14 protein-coding genes are annotated in these 18450 nt (G+C 37.1%); 10 read left to right on the top strand and 4 right to left on the bottom strand.

What is annotated here, in order from left to right; all coding sequences use genetic code 11:
- Positions 1-229 precede the first annotated feature (229 nt).
- Together apbC and L3V46_RS03820 are read left to right on the top strand one after the other, a co-directional pair.
- On the top strand, positions 230-1480 hold the full coding sequence (apbC, locus tag L3V46_RS03815) for an iron-sulfur cluster carrier protein ApbC (protein ID WP_004723826.1): 1251 nt from the start codon (positions 230-232) through the stop codon (positions 1478-1480).
- Positions 1481-1825: 345 nt separating this feature from the next.
- Positions 1826-2704, top strand: coding sequence for a 5'-methylthioadenosine/S-adenosylhomocysteine nucleosidase (locus tag L3V46_RS03820; protein ID WP_239044966.1), 879 nt, complete (start codon positions 1826-1828; stop codon positions 2702-2704).
- 28 nt (positions 2705-2732) lie between these two features.
- Here the strand turns inward: L3V46_RS03820 and L3V46_RS03825 are convergent, their stop codons facing one another.
- Positions 2733-3284, bottom strand: coding sequence for a DUF2062 domain-containing protein (locus L3V46_RS03825; protein WP_239044967.1), 552 nt, complete (start codon positions 3282-3284; stop codon positions 2733-2735).
- Between the two features lie 456 nt (positions 3285-3740).
- On the opposite strand from L3V46_RS03825, the gene L3V46_RS03830 reads away from it, so the two are divergent.
- The 3 genes from L3V46_RS03830 to L3V46_RS03840 all read left to right on the top strand — a co-directional run bounded on the left by L3V46_RS03830 (position 3741) and on the right by L3V46_RS03840 (position 6767).
- Positions 3741-4334 carry a LysE family translocator gene (locus L3V46_RS03830; RefSeq protein ID WP_004723817.1) on the top strand — a complete coding sequence of 198 codons (594 nt, stop codon included), beginning with the start codon at positions 3741-3743 and terminating at the stop codon, positions 4332-4334.
- 139 nt (positions 4335-4473) lie between these two features.
- Complete coding sequence (gene dcd, locus L3V46_RS03835) at positions 4474-5043, top strand: dCTP deaminase (RefSeq protein ID WP_004723815.1); 570 nt, start codon at positions 4474-4476, stop codon at positions 5041-5043.
- 344 nt (positions 5044-5387) lie between these two features.
- On the top strand, positions 5388-6767 hold the full coding sequence (locus L3V46_RS03840; RefSeq protein ID WP_239044968.1) for a hypothetical protein: 1380 nt from the start codon (positions 5388-5390) through the stop codon (positions 6765-6767).
- Positions 6768-6872: 105 nt separating this feature from the next.
- Here the strand turns inward: L3V46_RS03840 and L3V46_RS03845 are convergent, their stop codons facing one another.
- A complete protein-coding gene (locus tag L3V46_RS03845; RefSeq protein WP_239044969.1) occupies positions 6873-7682 on the bottom strand; it encodes a DUF4882 family protein in 810 nt (269 codons plus the stop codon).
- 458 nt (positions 7683-8140) lie between these two features.
- Here L3V46_RS03845 and L3V46_RS03850 point away from each other — a divergent pair, with 458 nt between their 5' ends.
- The 5 genes from L3V46_RS03850 to L3V46_RS03870 all read left to right on the top strand — a co-directional run bounded on the left by L3V46_RS03850 (position 8141) and on the right by L3V46_RS03870 (position 15685).
- Entirely contained in the window at positions 8141-9532 is a 1392-nt protein-coding gene (locus tag L3V46_RS03850) for a hypothetical protein (RefSeq protein WP_239044970.1), read from the top strand.
- A 261-nt stretch (positions 9533-9793) separates the two neighbouring features.
- A complete protein-coding gene (locus tag L3V46_RS03855) occupies positions 9794-11350 on the top strand; it encodes a hypothetical protein (protein ID WP_096735066.1) in 1557 nt (518 codons plus the stop codon).
- A gap of 16 nt (positions 11351-11366) precedes the next feature.
- The gene (locus tag L3V46_RS03860; protein ID WP_004817710.1) at positions 11367-12119 is read left to right on the top strand and encodes a DUF6160 family protein; all 753 of its coding nucleotides are present in this window, start codon (positions 11367-11369) and stop codon (positions 12117-12119) included.
- Positions 12120-12140: 21 nt separating this feature from the next.
- A complete protein-coding gene (locus L3V46_RS03865) occupies positions 12141-14630 on the top strand; it encodes a DUF6160 family protein (protein WP_239044971.1) in 2490 nt (829 codons plus the stop codon).
- A 95-nt stretch (positions 14631-14725) separates the two neighbouring features.
- The gene (locus L3V46_RS03870) at positions 14726-15685 is read left to right on the top strand and encodes a DUF6160 family protein (protein ID WP_239044972.1); all 960 of its coding nucleotides are present in this window, start codon (positions 14726-14728) and stop codon (positions 15683-15685) included.
- A gap of 97 nt (positions 15686-15782) precedes the next feature.
- On the opposite strand, the gene L3V46_RS03875 is transcribed toward L3V46_RS03870, so the two are convergent.
- On the bottom strand, positions 15783-17498 hold the full coding sequence (locus L3V46_RS03875; RefSeq protein ID WP_239044973.1) for a proline--tRNA ligase: 1716 nt from the start codon (positions 17496-17498) through the stop codon (positions 15783-15785).
- 249 nt (positions 17499-17747) lie between these two features.
- Positions 17748-18389 carry a hypothetical protein gene (locus L3V46_RS03880; protein ID WP_004723804.1) on the bottom strand — a complete coding sequence of 214 codons (642 nt, stop codon included), beginning with the start codon at positions 18387-18389 and terminating at the stop codon, positions 17748-17750.
- Positions 18390-18450 lie beyond the last annotated feature (61 nt).

Here is an 18450-nt window from a genome sequence, read left to right on the forward strand (position 1 = left end):
ATTAAGAAGGCGTTTGTCATAGAAATCTAAATCGCAAAAACTAAAAGTTCATTCTGAACAATGAGATAAAATGATTGAATGGATTATTTTGGATGCTAAACCAACTAAATAAGTAGGATTAATAACGACATTCAAAAAGCTGAATAGAAGTTTGCTTAACCTCAGGTCATTTTACAGTTAAACTATCTGTTCTCAGTATTTATTGTATTTGCAAATTTGGAGCAAATCTATGTCGTGGCTTTCTTCGCTTAAATCAGTTTTTTCTCCTGCACAGGAGGTGAAAGAGGAAGAAGTCCAATCTGTTTTGCAAAACTATATTTTGCCAAATTCAAATGTCTTAAAAGATCGTATTACTCAAGTGAATGTTGTAGGCCGAGTATTACAACTGACAATTAATACTTATCCTGAAGAGGCAGATCATTTACAAAAAATTCATGATGATCTCGCCGATGCATTGGAGAAGTGCGGTATTCAAGAGTTGAATCTGCATGTGATTCAACAAAAAATTCAACATGATTCGAGTTGTGGCAGTGATCAGCATGGAAAAGCGGGGCATAGTTGTGCTTCAAAGCCCAAAGAGCAACATCCTAATCTTCCTCCAGTTGTCGATGCTTCTGCTAAAATGGCAAATACACAAGAAGATCCTAATAATCCACCAATTCAAAAAGCAGCACCACAACAACGAGATATTCCGAAACACCCTCGAATTCAAAATGTGATCCTCATATCATCGGGTAAAGGTGGGGTCGGTAAATCAACCACCACAGTAAATATCGCATTGGCTTTGCACAAATTAGGCTTAAAAGTCGGGGTTTTGGATGCTGATATCTATGGTCCAAGTATTCCAACAATGCTGGGTAATGCTGGACAAACACCTAAAATAGAAGGTGAAAATTTTGTACCATTAGAAGCTTATGGTATGGCGGTACTTTCAATCGGTCATTTGATTGGAAAAGAAAATACACCAGTTGCTTGGCGTGGTGCAAAAGCCACAGGTGCATTAATGCAACTGTTTAATCAAGCGCTATGGCCTGATTTAGACGTTCTAGTCATCGATATGCCACCTGGTACTGGTGATATTCAATTAACCCTTGCCCAGCGTATTCCTGTAACAGGCGCTGTGATTGTGACAACACCTCAGAATGTAGCCTTGATGGATGCTGTGAAAGGAATTGAACTGTTTAATAAAGTACATATTCCAGTTATGGGGGTGGTGGAAAATATGTCGACGCATATCTGCTCAAACTGTGGTCATGAAGAACAAATTTTTGGTACAGGTGGCGGCGATCAATTGTCTGAGCAATATAATATTCCGTTGTTGGGACGATTGCCTCTAAATGTTCAAATTCGTGAAAATGCTGATGCTGGTAAACCTTCTGTGATAGCAGGAGATGTTGCTGCAGAAAACTATATGGCTATTGCTGAAAAAATTGCACAAGCTTTACCTAAAGCCGAAAAAGATCCGCATAGAATTTTCTAAGAATTGACCTCTCAAGCGTCCTCTCTTTATTTTAACCATTGAATTAAAGAGAGGATAATTGAGAATGGATCAATGAAATATTTAAACTTACTCGATAATAAGATTTTATACGCACTGCCCATTTTCAGTATTCTCAAAAATCAAATAATTAATGCTAAATATGAAGGGTATGGTACAAATGATGTTGATCCACAAACGATGTTAAGTTAATTAAAGTTATTCCCAACTCAAAAAATAAAATTTAAATCGCCTTCTCTTAACTATCTGTATAAAAATATAGAAAATTGATCAACTGGTATATTCATTGCTTAGGTATAATTTCTAATTTAAACCATTGAGTAGACCATGCTATTAAAAAAAATCTTATGTGCTTTGGGAATCTGTAGTTCGATGTTCTTGGCTGCATGTAATGATAGTGATTCAGATAAAACCAATTCTAATTCAACGACACAAAAATCATTGCAACCCATCATCATTCAAGGTGCATTACCTGTAGAATCTGAGCAAATGGCCTCAAAACTAAGCAATTCTACAGTCGAAACGTTCGGTGGTTGGACGTTTTGGAAAGGAACCTATCAAGGTTATCCAGTGATTATCTCTAAAACAAGAATGGGAATGAGCAACTCTGCTGCCGCAACAGCAATTGCGATTGAACGTTATAAACCCATTGCGATTATTAACCAAGGAACATCAGGTGGACATGATCCTGATCTTAATGTCTATGATATTGTTTTAGGTCGTTACACCACCAATATTGGTGCATTTAGAACACCTAAAAAAGCGGTTGGAGAGGGTTCGAATTCTCTTGAATGGACAGAAGCTTTTGATGTGCTGCCTACGGATGAGTCTGATCCTGAACCGATTGCGATTCGTAAATTTGAAGCAGATAAAGATCTGTTATTGGCAGCGCAGCGTGCAAAAACCAATTATAGCAAGGGCCGTGTGGTTGAAGGTACTATTGGTTCAGCAGATGTTTGGAACAATGAATTGGACCGAATTGCATTTTTCCATAAAAACTATGGCACTTCTGTAGAGGAAATGGAGGCGGCATCTGTGGCACAAATTGCCAGCCAATATAAAGTACCATTCCTTGGTGTTCGTATTTTATCGAACAATATTACCAACGGGGGCGCATATGACCCAGGTACTGGAGAAGCGTGCCAGCATTATGTTTTAGATGTGGTTGTTGAATATATGAAAGCTAAACAAGCCGCTTTAAAGTAATTTTTTATCAAAATAAATTGGAGTTTGCTTAGAGAGTTTTGGGCTGTTTTTTACGGTTATTCCACTTTTTAATCACGCTCCAACGCCAGTAAATACGTGTCACAATAAAGAGCAGTGATGCAAATATAAATGCTTCAATAAACAAACCGGTTGCAAGAATTTTGGCTAGGCTAAAATCAATATGCCCATGTCCAAAGTTTTTGATCCAATGAATGATTTGATGGAAAACACCGAGCAACATTTCCTTATTGATCATATGCACATGATAAATTTTGGAACCAATCCAAAAGGCAAAAATCAAAATTGGCACAATGGTTAACGGATTCATGATCCAAGCTAAAATTAGACCAATCGGTAAGTTTGCCTCAAAGAATAATACTGAAAAAATAATCAATAAGGTGTGGAATGGAATAGGCAGGATGCCCCAAAAGGTACCAATAAACATTGCTTTAGAAATCGATTTTCGATTGACATACCAAAGCTGAGGACTTAAGGCTTTATCGCCAAAAATCTTCATGAATTTCAAATTGTTGACTCGCTCTGGACTAGGGAGCCAAGACTGAAAAAAATGCTTTGCCATAAAAGTAGAAAATGCAAGAAAGGTAACTATTGTGCATCAATGTAGATAAAAACGACAACCTTTCTGACAAAAAACCTAATGAGTAAGAGAGAAATATGAATAAAGAATAGTCAATAAAACTGAAAATTTACTTAAAAAGTCCTTGATTCGTACCAAAGATGGCCTTTAACGGAACTACTTGGTATTTTACCGCTAATCAGTGTGCTATTTGGGAATAAACTTACTGATTTAAAAGGTATTATTATTGATTTTAAAGTTTGATTTTGGACATAAAAACAGCATTTCTTCGATCAGTGACTTTGCAGTTCTTATCTGATTTTAAGTTTTCAAAGCATTGAAAATAAAATATATTTTTATTTAGGGTAATGTTCTTCAATAAGTTCTCTTACAATTAATTTTTTGCCAATTCAATTTAAAAGATTTAATCTGCGATCAATCCATTGATGAGGTCATTTAATGATTTCATGGTTTTTTATTGGCTTGGTGGTGACGATTCTTTTGACACCAGGACCAACCAATACGCTTTTAGCATCTTCTGGAATTCAAGTTGGAATTCGAAAATCTCTTGCATTAATTCCAGCGGAAGCGCTTGGCTATCTTATCTCCATTACCATTTGGGGATTAATTATTGGATCTGTGTCTAAACAGTTTCCAAGTGTACCCGTTATTCTTAAATTATTTAGCGCAGGTTATATTTTATTCCTGGCTTTAAAATTATGGCGTACAGCAAATCGAGATGAAAACTTTAATCATGCGACAATTCGGGCGCGTGAGTTATTTTTTGCAACCCTTTTAAACCCGAAAGCACTTCTCTTTGCTTCTGCAATTTTTCCAACACATGTATGGCAAAATGCGTCTGCTTATACTTCACATATGTTGGTGTTTTTATTATTAATCGTACCGATTGCATTTTTTTGGACATTTATTGGTTCTGTGATTTGCAGTAATAAAGTGACTTGGCTCAATCAGCGTAATATGCAAAGAACTGCGTCTTTAGTTTTAGTGAGTTTTACTGTACCACTGAGCTACTCAGCACTTTTAAGCCTTTAACAATCGATTATAGTTAAACTTAAGTTTGTACGTTTACTTACAGACTTGGGTTGCTCTATTTCGTCATAAACATTCCTTTCAAAAGCAATTTCAGTTAAAGTACAGCGCAGTAAATAGCACAGTTTTGGGATAGAGATAAATGGCAATTAAGTCTGATCGTTGGATTCGTGAAATGAGCGAAAAGCACGGTATGATTGAACCGTATGCAGAAAACCAAGTGCGTTATGATGAACATGGTGAAAAGCTAATTTCTTATGGCGTATCTAGCTATGGTTATGACGTACGTTGTGCACGTGAGTTTAAAGTCTTTACCAATGTTCACTCTGCCATTGTCGACCCTAAAAATTTCGATGAACGTAGTTTTATCGACATTGAATCTGATGTTTGTATCATCCCTCCAAACTCATTTGCGTTAGCACGTACTGTTGAATATTTCCGTATTCCACGTAATGTTTTGACGATCTGCCTAGGTAAATCGACTTATGCACGTTGCGGGATTATTGTAAATGTAACGCCACTTGAACCTGAGTGGGAAGGTCATGTGACATTAGAGTTTTCAAATACGACGAATTTACCTGCGCGTATTTATGCCGGTGAAGGTGTTGCTCAAATGCTGTTTTTTGAATCTGATGAAGTCTGTGAAACCTCTTATAAAGATCGTGGTGGTAAATACCAAGGTCAGGTTGGGGTAACCTTACCTAAAGCTTAAATTAAAAATGAGCTGAAAGAAGCAAGTGTAAATCACTTGCTTTTTTTATGTATTTATCATGAGTAACAATATGATTTAGGCACTATTTTTATTGGAGTAAGTGCGGTCGTTAAACTTATCATTAAGTATATCTAATGGGAGATGTTATTTTATTTTAAATAATTGTTTTTTATCGGAAAATTTAAAATTTATTCGGTATGAATTTTAATCTATGGTATAAATAAAATTACGTTGATGTTAAATAAAAATGTGATTTATATCGTTTTATTTATTCAGAATTTGAATAGTACTTTAGCATCGGTATAAAAAATAAGGTCAAGCTTTGCTAAGGATGGAAGCATAGGATGTTCCAGATAAAATATTTAAATGTTGTATTGTTGATACTGAGTGGTTTAGGGATCAGCACTGCTCAAGCTGCAACGTTACAAGCTCTGACTGATGAACAATTATCAGAAATGACGGGTCAAGCACTCATGAGTTTGAGTTATACATCACCAACAGATGCAAGTAATTTAGAATCAAAACGGGATGGTGGTGCAAAAAATATAGGCTTTTACAAGTTAGGCCTAGAGGCTGATTTAGAATTAAATGTAAATATAAAGAAATTACAATTAGGCTGTGGAGGAGTTAACAATTCTATTCGTAGTGGGGTTTGTGATATTGATATCGACAATATTAGTTTGAGCGGTTTAGGTAATTCGGCATCTTCTAATACAGGTAGTGATTCTGATCGAGCTGCCCGGGTTGGATCAAGTGCGGTATTAACCAACCCTTTTATTCAGTTTGCAATAAAAAATCCAGATAGTGCATCCACGCGTGAAGTTGTAGGAATTAATTTAAGTTCAGAAAAAGCCATGGGCTTAATTACATTTGGTTTGGAAAACAGTGATACGCCAAATGGGATTAATACTTTAAGTGGTTTTATGACTGTTGCTGCAACCAGTGGTCTTGCTAAGGTGAATGGTTTTGGAACCAGTTTAGTATCTGGAGAGGCTGCAAAAGGTGCTTTAACACAAAGTTATACAGGCGTTGCCATTAAAGGAAAAGCTTCAGGGGTAAATTTTACAACAAAAAGTTATAATTTAAATTTAAGAGATTCAGCTACGGGAAGTAATGTATTAAATGGTATATTAAATTTACCTCAGCAAGATATTACAGGTAAACGTATTAGCTCAGCTATCTTAAAAGCAAATGCTACGGTTAATGATATTGCAATTTCTGGAAATATTGTCGCTAATGCTTTATTGATTATTAATTTAGATAGAGAAACGACAGGGACAATTAAAAATTTGAAAGTAGATGCAACAATTGATGAGGGTTTAAATTTTTTTCATAAAGCTAGTCTTAATGGAACTCCTGCTTCTTTATCACTTCAATCCCAAGATTTGCAATGGACAGCAAATAAGTCGGTTGCAGCAAGAGGATGGTGGTTAGAGTTTTCTAATCCAATCGATATTGGTGATATCACCCCAAGTAAAGCAGTTAATATTGAATTACCAACATTAGTAGAAACATTGGGTCAAATTAACACCTTTTTGGCGAAACCAGCAAATGAAATTAATTGTGGGTCTTGGGGGATACTAAGTTGTCTCTTTGGAAGCTCGATTCCTGTAGGAACTGTTGATTTAACAAATGCTCCAGCAGCTTCAATGCCACTTAAAGATTTAGTGTTAAAAAAACAAGATTTCACACCCAACTGCTATGGTTCATTGAAATTCTGTTAATTTTTATTGGCTTCTAGAGGCTTAAAAATAAAGAGATTTAATACCAATGATGAATCAACTTTCTATCTTAAAATTTTAAAACCTACCTAAGTGGGTTTTAATGCCTTAAATTGTATTCCCGCAGATGTCTTTGGTGTTGGAGGAATAGTTTAAAGTCATTTGGCTACGCTCAAAGATAAGCGTTTCTGTTGGTTGATAAGTGCCTATTAGCGATGTTGGATAACCACCAACAAGACCAAACATTTGGAAACTGATTTGAGTAGCTGAGTCTGATAATGGCGTATTGTTTATATAGCCTTTATCTATACCATTTAAATTTATTCCAATTTGTTTTGAATCTTGATCTAAATAAAGGCCAATTTTATAATTATTTGCAGAGCTGTAAGCTATATCAAATTCTTTCTCATAATTAATGCCTGCACCCAAATCAGAAAAACTAACGTAGACTTTTTTTGTTTTCGTATCATCTGAATTTGTAAGCCATACGAAGCCTCCATACTTCAGGTTTCCATTTTTGATAGCAAAAAAATTATATCCTAATGTGTATACGCCACTTTGATTTCCAGAATAAGATCCTGTAGGGATATCTGCAAAGTTATCAATCTTTAGCTCAACTGCATACTTTCCTGTGCTTGATAAATTCTTATCACCTAGAATTGTGTTATTTGTTCCATTTATATAGTTCTTATAAGATTGTGCAAATGCAGACGTGCTTGCATGATATTGGTATGCTGAGCTCTCAAGTAGAAAACTAGCAGTTGTTCCGTTTAAGTGGGGAAATTTTTTTGCAGGCGGAATAGGATTTCCAATCATCTGTTGGATTTCAGCAGTTGTTGCATCAAAATTATAACTACATGCAGCCCAACTGCTTATGCAGATTGAATTTATCATTAAACCGAATATCATTCTTTTCATGGTGTATTCCTTTTTATTTTGAGATTTTACTATAAAGTTAAAATGGAATAGATGTGAAAATATCCGATAAAAAGGTTTAAAAATTTTAAATACTTGATTTAAGTGGATTCATTTTAATTAAAATGTTTGAACTATTTTTATATCTATCTTTGATTTTTTATATTTGAATTTAAATCGTTTTTTATTCTTGATAATTGCTATGGAATATTTTTAATGTTTTTTGATGCTATTTGGCATCTTGGTTTATTAACAAAAATTACAGTCATTTTGTCGGAAATTTAACCTATATTTAAAAACATTATGATAGATTAATCACATTATATTTCTCTATTGAAAACTAAAATACATTTATGGTTGTAAGCACCTAGATTTTATGAAGTTTATCTAAAATTAGGTTTGGTTATTGGAACAGTAGAGCCTCACAATTTTGAACATAATCTAAGGATAAGGAGATGTTCATGCTTAAAATAAAGCCTTTGCGTGTAGCACTTTTTTCATTCAGTGTCTTTGCAATGTCTGCTGTATATGCACAGTCTACAACTTTAAAAAGTATGTCTGATGAGCAACTCTCTGAAACGACAGGTCAAGCCTTAATGAGTTTGACTTATGTTGCACCTACAGATTCAGCAAATATGGAAGCAAAACGAACAGGTGGAGATAAAAGTATTGGATTTTATAAATTAGGTTTAGAAGCTGAACTTGAATTAAATGCTAATATTAAAAAATTACAGTTAGGTTGCGGTGGTGTAAATGGCGCAGGGAACTGCGACATTGATATTGATAACTTGGGTTTGAGTGGTGTGGGAAACGCTGCAACATCTAATACAGATAGTGCTTCTGACCGAGCTGCTCGTGTAGGATCAAGTGCTGTTTTAACCAATCCATTTATTCAATTTGCAATTAAAAACCCTGGAAGTGCCTCTACACGGCAAGTCGTGGGAATAAATTTAAGTTCTGAAAAAGCAGTGGGGCTGCTGACGTTTGGTACTGAAAATAGTAGTACAAAAAATGGAATTAACTCCTTAAGTGGATATATGCAAGTTGCTGCTACGACTGGAACAGCATTGGTCAATGGTTTTGGTACGAGTAATGTTGCTGGAGAAGCAGCCAGAACACAGTTAAGACAATCTGATGGTTATAATGCGATTAATGGTAGGGCTTGTTGTCTTATATTTGGAGCATCAGTTGGGTTTTCTACGACTTCTTATGACCTTAATTTGAGGGATCAAGCAACTGGAAGTAATATTTTAAAGGGTGACTTAGTTCTTCCTCAACAAGTTATCACTGGTAAGCGTATCAATAGCGCAATTTTAAACGCCACTGCAAATGTTAGAACAATTGATTTATCTGGTACAATTAGTGCAACAGCATTGGCAATCATTCCCCTCAATAATAAATCAACTTCAGGAAGCATCAATAACTTAATCGTTGATGCAACAATTAATGAAGATTTGGGTTATTTTCATAAAGCCAGTTTAAATGGGACGCCCGCTTCTTTATCTCTGCAAGGGCAAGATATTCAGTGGACAGGAAATAAATCAGTTGCTCAAAAGGGTTGGTGGTTAGAGCTGTCTAATCCAATTGATATTGGTAAAATTGATCCAACAGATAAGGTTGATATTCCAAAAGCGACATTAAACGCGATCATGGATCAAGTAGGTGCGTATTTAACCGATCATCCTGTTGATTGTGGTAGTTTTTTGGCTTTGAACTGCCTCGCAGGGACAGCCGTTCCTGTTGGGACTGTTGATTTAATTAATGCGCCTCATGCAACTATGCCATTAAATAATATACAGTTAGCTAAACAGGATTTTACTCCAAACTGCTATGGCTCATTAAAGTTCTGTTAATCAAATGCTTATTATGTTTTGGCAGTAATTATGCTAAACCTTATGGCGAGTTTATTGCTTAAAAAGATTCATTTGTCGGAAATGATAGATTTTAACCAAAAAAACTTTGTCATAATTAAAAAAATTACATAGTATGAAGTGTGATAGACATAACAAAACTGTATAAACAAGGATATGTGTTTTTGTGCAGTTTGAAGTCGGAAATTAAAGAAATAAAATAAAATATGGTGCGGAGCATCGTATAACACAGGAAGGTCGTGGATGACTACACTCAATTATACGGTAAAATTTCATAAAACCGTTTTGGTGAGTTTCATTGGTTTATGTTTAAGCCAATCTTGCTTCGCACTCGAAGAAATGTCTGATGAAAAGTTAAGTGATACCACAGGCGAAGGTATTGCCTTATTGCCTAGAGACACTTATATGGTTTTTCAGGGCGCTGGAGTAAACCAAACTCAAGATACTGTGCTTACAAATCGTAATTTAGACACGGGCTATATCTATTATGTTCCTGTGGGACCATTGTCATCAATCGTTCAAGATACCAATAAAGATGGTGTTGTGAATGCCAGTGACCATTCAGTCGGGAAAGCTGATTTATATCTATATGGTTTAGCGTTGTCTAAAAATGCCAGCAATAATGCCAATCTTAGATTGGATGCGGGATCAACCAATGGTGTAGCGAATGCTGCGATTAAAAGCTGGGGAACTGCAACCAACCCTTGGATATTCAATGTAAAAACAGACCTTAATGTACCTGACTTTGGTGCAGGTGCGGGTTCTGTGACATATTTAAATTTTGAAGCGCCGTTGTATGAAAATTTATATTCATTTGCTGCCGATAAGAAAACAGTGACGACAAGCGCTTTTATTAATGATGTCGGTGGGGAAGATGCATATAACCTTAAACTTGCATTTTGGGCAGATGGTTTTGTACGCGATCAAAGTAAGGCAGACAAAGATCCAAATCAATTTAATTTAGGTGAGGGATTTAGTACCACTGCAACAGGGCGAGCAAATCGTATTCGCTTGCAAGGTATCTTTAACGGTTTTGGATTAAATGGCAGTAAAATTCAATTATTCCAAACGCTCGGTGGTGCTACAAATACGGGTGGTATGAGTGCTTTTTATAACAATACTCTAGGTTTGGCTGGTGTTATACGATTAAATAGTGGTGATGGTTCAAAATTATTGGGAACATCTACAGCAAACTCATGGACTGCTCCAGCGAATTTGATGAGCCATGTTTTTAGGATTAGCACTCAAGAATGTGGAGTTGGTAACTTGAATGGTTGTACCACTCCAGCAGCGCAAGACATCTTATCGACTCCAGCAATTAATGGCGGAACAGCACCGACTTTTTCAGATAAAGAAGGTATTTATATCTATAATTTGAATACCAATTTGGTGCTAGGTTCATTATATCAGCCTTTGATTCTCGGATCTGATGGAACAAACTTTAGTATAGAGCTGGCTAGGATCCCAAATAAAGAATCAATTTATAAGAAGATCTATACGGATTATACAGGGGCGGATACTTCATATACAGGCTCTACTTGTAATGTTTATAACTGTGGCACAAGTTCAATTGCGGGTTATCAAGGCAGTTCAGCAACACACAGTAGTATCAGTATAGGGACTGTTTATAGTATGGATGCAGGGAAGACTTTACTTGCAGATAAATCAGCAGGGGCTGTAGGGGTTTCATTTAATCAATTAAATAATGCCACCAGTTCAAATGCACAGAATAACTTAGGATCTGCCTTGATTGATGGAATGCTGATTCAGCATATGAAAATAACCACCAAAGGCCTATAGGATAGGAAGAAATATAATGAAAAAAACAGTACTTCTTATTTTAACCAGTTTGGTGAGTTTTCATTTGGCAGCGATGGAGGCTTTAACTGATTCAGACATGCAGCAAGTTGAAGGGCAAGCAGGTGCCGATTTATCTTTAAAATTGGTACTGAATCAAATTAATGCAAGTGATTCATATTACACCACAAATAATGCTTATAAGTTCGATAATGGTACTGGCGGTATTTGTGAGAAATTACAATTTTGCCATTTGGCATTGTCTGTCAATAATCGCTATGTTGATGCAAATGGGTTAGCCAGTAGTACTGAAGGGAATAAACTTTGGGTGGTCTTTAAAGGTGTACAAGGGACAATTAATATTCAGAAATTGGGTTTGGATGGTGTTGATTTGGTCTATAAAAATACCACTGCTATGCAGATGATCAAGCCCGCAATTCAGTTATCTTTTGATGCGAATCAACCGATTCAAATTCGTAATTTTGGCTTCAACTCTCTTTCTATCGAAAAAGATGATTTCACCAGTAAGACCAATCCAGATGGAACAGTTACAGAAAATTCATCGGGTGCAACGGAAGGCCAGTATGGTTATTTAAAAGCCAATAAATATGTAGCAAAACCTCAAACAACGGGTGCTAATGGCTCAACGGCAAATAATTATGATGTCGGTCGAGAAACAGGCTTTATGGGTGTACAAATGAACGGTAATCTTGTGCTGCAGGGCAAGCTGATGATGTTTAGTTGTGATTCTACAATGAATAAGCGTTGCTAAAATAAATCTGAGGGTTTAGGGATGAACATTAAAAAACAACAACATGGAAAAAGATTTATTTTAAATACATTGGCTTTGAGTTTGTTGGCTATACATGCACCTGTTTATGCATTACAAGCTTTAGATGATAGCGATTTAAGAAACGTAAATGGCCAGGATGGCGTACATATAGAGGCAAGTTTAAAAGAAGCCAATATTAAAACATTATACTGGACAGATCAGGCGGGTCGCGCAGAAGCAGATGCAACCAGTCAAGCGCTCGTTGCAACAGCAGATACGGTTAAAATACAACAGAGCAATACTTCTACAGATCCATTAAAAGCAGATATCAAGCTTAATATGGGAACTGCTGCGGGCAAAACTGGAGTGAATTTAGATTTATCACTCTCTCCTATGCTGATGACTGTCGATTCATTTCGTGTTTGTGATAGTGATCCAAGTGGAGCGCGTTGTAGTGCAAAGTTGGGTAATTTAGCGGTGCAGACGGCTTCAAATACCAGTATTGGATTAAAAACAAGCAATGGGCTTTTAAGTAAAACAGATCAAGTCGAGCTAACTTTAGGGCTTCAAAATGCCAACATCTATTTAGGCCAGAGCAGTGCTACAAATCAATTAAATCAACTGATTTTAAAGAACTTTAACTTTAACTTTAAAGGAAAAGGTTTTGCGTTTATCGATGCAGCTGAAGGCTTTAAATTACAAACGAATTCTGGAAGTAATATTGCGGGTGCAAATCAGGCACCAGATACGAACTATGGTTATGTGGATTTAACCCGTGTGGTTGATCCAGCTTCATTAAAGGCGGGTTTTATAAACACAGGTAGTTATGGAAATGGAACTTCCACAACCAATGCGGGTTTAAATCTTGAAATTATGGTGAATAATAAAGGCATCAATCCTACATCGCTTTATGATGTCGATAGTTATAATACCCCAACAGGTGCTAAAGGGCTGATTCGCGTAGGTGCCAGTGGGCGTATGGTGAATGGTTCATTGCAATTTCGTGGTGTACAGAATGCCAGTAGTTTAATTGGTTCTGCTGTTAATTCGAGTGGTGCAGACACTGGAAAAGATATTGTTGGTGGTTCAGGTATCGCATTTCGTATGAAGACGGATTTCACCAAAGAAGGTGACACCATGCTTGCTGGTGGTGGCGATGCAACAACTTTGGAAATTGGTGGTGCTGGATTAAATAGTTACGGTTTTGAGTTTGGTAATTTAACCGGTTTACAGAAGGGAACGCGTGCTTCTTTTGACACAGGAAATGTTTTTTTAAACCTTACCGACTCTAAGCAAGTTACGATACCGGTAAACACAACCTTCCAAAATTCAAGTTTTGGTAATGGTCAAGCTTTAACCAATTTAAGTGATTATAAACAAGATATTTATACGACCCTATCAGCGGGTAATCGCCCTTATGCTGTGGTCGCTTCAATTCGTGGTGGGGAATTCCAAGCCATCTCTAGACGAGGGCGATTTACCACTGCCGCTGGTGTTGCTGCTGGTAATTTATTTACCGAGAGTGGTTTAAATAATCAGTGGGGGTTGGCTTTACCTTTTTATAACTTAAATGCCAATTTAGCCATGTATGGCACAACAGTTGATGCTGATAAAGCTTATTATTATTCAGCAGATGGTACGAAAAGCAGTGTTGCAGCTACAGCGGGTACGCAAACCTCTAGACTCGGTTTTTCTTTAGGTTTAAGTACAGAGGGGGTGGATAAAAGTGGTACAACTAAGCTTGGCAATAAAACAACCTCGATTTTGGTGATTGATGGTGGTCAAGTAAAAAATGATGCAGGTGTTCCGATTGCCGGTACCTCTAAAGACTATTATTTAGGTTTAAGAAATATCGATATGTTGCTGAAAGGCAATGGCAGTATCGGGGTGGAAAACGGAAGTTTAAATTTAAGTTTAAAAAATATGTTGGTGGTGATGGCGGCTGAAGTTGCGGCAGGTTATTTACCTGGAACAACCTATGCATCATGTGCAGGTGGTATTGCAACAGCAAGCGTCGCTTGTGGCAATAAGGGAGCATCTGATTCCAATAATTTCGCCAAAAGTGATGATGTGTTGTTTGGTCTAAAACTTCGCTTTGGTGGTGATATGGATTTGTCACTTATTCCAAATAGTGAAATGAAAGCGGATGGTACAGGCAATCGTTTAACTGTGGTCGGTGATTTAAAATTAGCAGCTACAAATAACACCATCCAGATTAGTGATCCTGTCAATGGTTCTATACTTGGTTTAGATAACTTGACGGGTGATATTCGCTTTAACAATGCTATTGTGCTCAGTAAAAACTCAACGAGTGGGACTGGTCAGGTTGGATTTAATGCAAGTTTACAATTTAATCCAACACAGTCAGTCGGCGGTGTATTTAGAGCGAGAGATTTAAACTTCTATCCTCCATCTATGAATGGGGCTTTAGTTTCGGGTGCACGCTTAGGTGAAATTGCGTTGACAGGAGGTCGGTTGACCAGTGAATTTAACATTGTTCCTCGGAATTAATGCGTTATTGGTCGGCTAGTGCTTTTATCGTACAGAATTTCTGATTAGACTGTGATGTGGTAGGCAGTATATAAATTTTCCTAAGGATTAGGATAATGAAAAAAAATAGAAACCTAGGATGTATATCATTATTGATACTGAGTCCAATTGCGCTGGCAATGGAACCTATGGATGATCAAAGTCTTTCCCAAACAACGGGGCAAGATGGGATAAATGTTGGTATAAATTTGAGTAAAGTTCAACTCAATCAAATTTCAATTATTGATCGTGACGGGTTAGGCTCAACTGTGAATGATGCAAATAAAGCATCGCTGGTTCTTGCTGGTAAAAGTGCTGGTACGCTTGCTGACCAAACTGTTGATATCACTTTTCTAGGCGCTTCAAATACCCCAACGATGAATATAGTCATGGATACCGATGGGGGCGCTACAGGTGGAGCAAGTGGTAAACCTTTTGCCAATATCGGAATGAGCTTTGCAAGTAATATTACCGGGATTAAAGTTTCACCATTTGCGCTTTACTTGGCTGGAGCGAGTTCATCTTCAGGGCCTGCTGGATATCAATCTATTTTTACAGGTACCAGTGAAAAATCCGATGTCATTAAATTTTTAAAACTGAATGATGGTTTTGATATCAACTTTGCTGCTGCCAAACCCACCATTAATTTACAGTTAGGTAATGCACCTCAAGGGCGTATGATTGCTTTTGGTGGGGCAATTCAATCGATTTGTGGTACGGGCTCAGGCTGTGCTATTGCACTTTTATCTGATGATAGCGATATTGGTGCAAATTTTAACTTCCAATTAACTGGAACAGATAAGGTTAATGGTTTTTCATTAAACGGTTTCTATGCTGGCGTTGAACCAACAGGTTTTGTCTTTGGTAATACGGGTGAATCGAGTAAGTTTGATCTGGGTATCAATCAGATGATTATGGGAACGAGTGGGGCAAGTGCGGCAGGGACTTTTAATGGTCTGCAAAATGGCTCGATGGGGAACTTTGGGGCAATTGGAACATCAGTTACAGATTTAAAAGTCAAAATTAATGGTCTGTAATGATGGTATATAAAATACCAAAGCATAAAAAACCCTATAAGTTGTGTGACTTATAGGGTTTAGTTTATTTCAGGGCTTTTTTAATGCGATTGAAAAATTACTTCACTAATTTAGCCAATAACTCATCTTTGCTTAAATTTACAGATTCGGCATCTCTACGCCCTTTGTATTCAAAAGTACCTGCATCTAAGCCTTTTTCACCAATGACAATACGGTGAGGAATACCTGTTAATTCCAAGTCAGAGAATTTAACACCAGGACGCTCATTACGATCATCCAGTAATACATCATAACCTGCGGCTTGTAATTCAGCATAAAGTGCTTCAGCTGCTTCAAGCGTACGTGGAGATTTTTGCGCATTCATTGGTACAATTGCAACTTCGAAAGGGGCAATTGCAGATGGCCAAATAATACCTTTCTCATCAAAGTTTTGTTCGATCGCGGAAGCAACTACACGGGTTACACCAATTCCATAACAGCCCATTGTCACAACTAATGGTTTGCCGTCATCACCCAAAACTTTACAGCCGAGTGCTTCTGAGTATTTGGTACCCAATTGGAAAATATGACCAACTTCAATACCACGTTTAATTAAAATCGTGCCTTGACCATCTGGAGATGGGTCACCTTCAACCACATTACGTAAGTCAAAAACTTCTGTAAATGTTGCATCACGGTCCCAGTTGATACCAGTGGCATGCTTATCGACTTCATTGGCACCCGCAACAAAATCTGAAAGCACAGAGGCTGCACGGTCAACAATCACAGTTAAGCCTTTCTCAACCAGTCCTTGTGGTCCACAGAATCCCGCAGTTAAGCCAAGAGCATTGAGTTGAACATCTGTTGCAAATGTTAAAGGTGCGGCAATCAGTGGATGCTTTTCAGCTTTAATTTCATTGAGCTCATGGTCGCCACGCAGGAATAACGCGATTACAGGAACATGACCCTTTTCATCAGCAATACCTTGTACAAGTAAGGCTTTTACCGATTGCGCTGGATCTGTATTTAAAAATGCAGAAACATCAGCAATGGTTTTTTGATTTGGTGTGTCTACAATTTTTAGATCTTGGCTAGGTGCTGCGCGCTCACCAGTCAATACTGCTTCAGCCATTTCAACATTGGCCGCATAGTCAGATTCAGTTGAGAAAGCGATATCGTCTTCACCACTTGATGCAAGTACGTGAAACTCATGTGAACCTGAACCACCAATCGATCCTGTATCTGCTTGAACAGGGCGGAAGTTTAAACCTAAGCGGGTGAAAATTCGGCAATAGGTGTCGTACATAACATCATAAGTTTCTTGTAATGACGCTTGATCGACATGAAAAGAATAAGCATCTTTCATAATAAATTCACGCGAACGCATCACACCGAAACGTGGACGAATTTCATCACGGAACTTAGTTTGAATTTGATAAAAATTCATTGGAAGTTGTTTATAACTTTTTAATTCATTGCGAGCCAAATCCGTAATGACTTCTTCATGTGTCGGACCAAGAACAAAGTCATTGCTATGGCGGTCTTTAAAACGCAACAGTTCTGGGCCGTATTGTACATAACGACCAGATTCTTCCCATAGTGAAGCCGGCTGCGTCACGGGCATTAATGTTTCCAAAGAACCTGCACGATTCATTTCCTCACGAACAATCGCTTCAACTTTATTGAGCACACGTACACCCATCGGCAACCAAGTGTATAAACCTGAAGCCAATTTACGGATCATCCCAGCACGTAACATGAGCTGATGTGAAATGACTTCAGCATCGTTTGGGGTTTCTCTTAACGTTGCAAATAAAAAGCGACTCGCGCGCATGGAAACTGTCCTAAAATTTTTAGATTTAAAGGAATGATTATACGATAAAAAAATACGATAAAAAAATAAGCTGAACATTTTTAATGATTGTTTAAATTGAAAACTTTATATTCTTATACTGACGATACGATCAGAGCTCGGTTTTAACTTGAAATTAGCCGATATCGTGAAAGGTTGTTTAAATCATTTATATTGTTTTGTTAAGTTTTTATCAATAATAGAGCCAAGGAATTCCGAATTAAAAGGTGATTATTCAAGTTTTTTAAGGCGGTTAATAATATCATCATAGTAGGTTTGTGTCTTGCGGTAGTTGTCTTGTAGGCTTCCAATATAATTCTTAGTTTTATCTATGTTTTCAGAATTGTATTTGATCCGATCTTTGAGTGTAACAGGAACAGAGTTACCTTTGCGGTAGTATTCCATTTCTTGTCTTTTAAGTATAATACGATCACTTTGAAGTTGTTTAAGTGTTTGGTTTTGTAGTGTTATTTGTTGTTTTATATTGCTTAGAAGTTCATTTCTTTTGTTGACAGCGACAGATGAGTTGCCATAGGCACGCTTTAAGCGCGCATCTTGTTCTAATTTACGCATTTCAGATGCGCGTGACGTCGATTGCTGTAAATCTTTTTCGACATTATAAGCATGATTACGTTTGATCACTTGCATGTTGCGATCAAGCGCTTCATAACCATTTTTTATGTGTGCTGGTGTAACCGAGGTGCTGATATTGGCCACCCCATTTTTATCATAATATCGATACCATACCGCTTTAGCCTGAGGCGTATCAGCATAGACCGATAAAGTACAGATGAGTAAGCTGACTGAAAGGGCGGTATTGCATATTTTTTTTGTTTTTGACGCTATATTTTGGTAATAGATTATTCTATCCATTTAAAGTCTACCATCCCCAAAAAATCAATGTAAGTTATATGATTTTGAAACTATCTTTGGT

The sequence above is a fragment of the Acinetobacter sp. AG3 genome (genome assembly GCF_022343575.1).
Taxonomy (GTDB): domain Bacteria; phylum Pseudomonadota; class Gammaproteobacteria; order Pseudomonadales; family Moraxellaceae; genus Acinetobacter; species Acinetobacter guillouiae.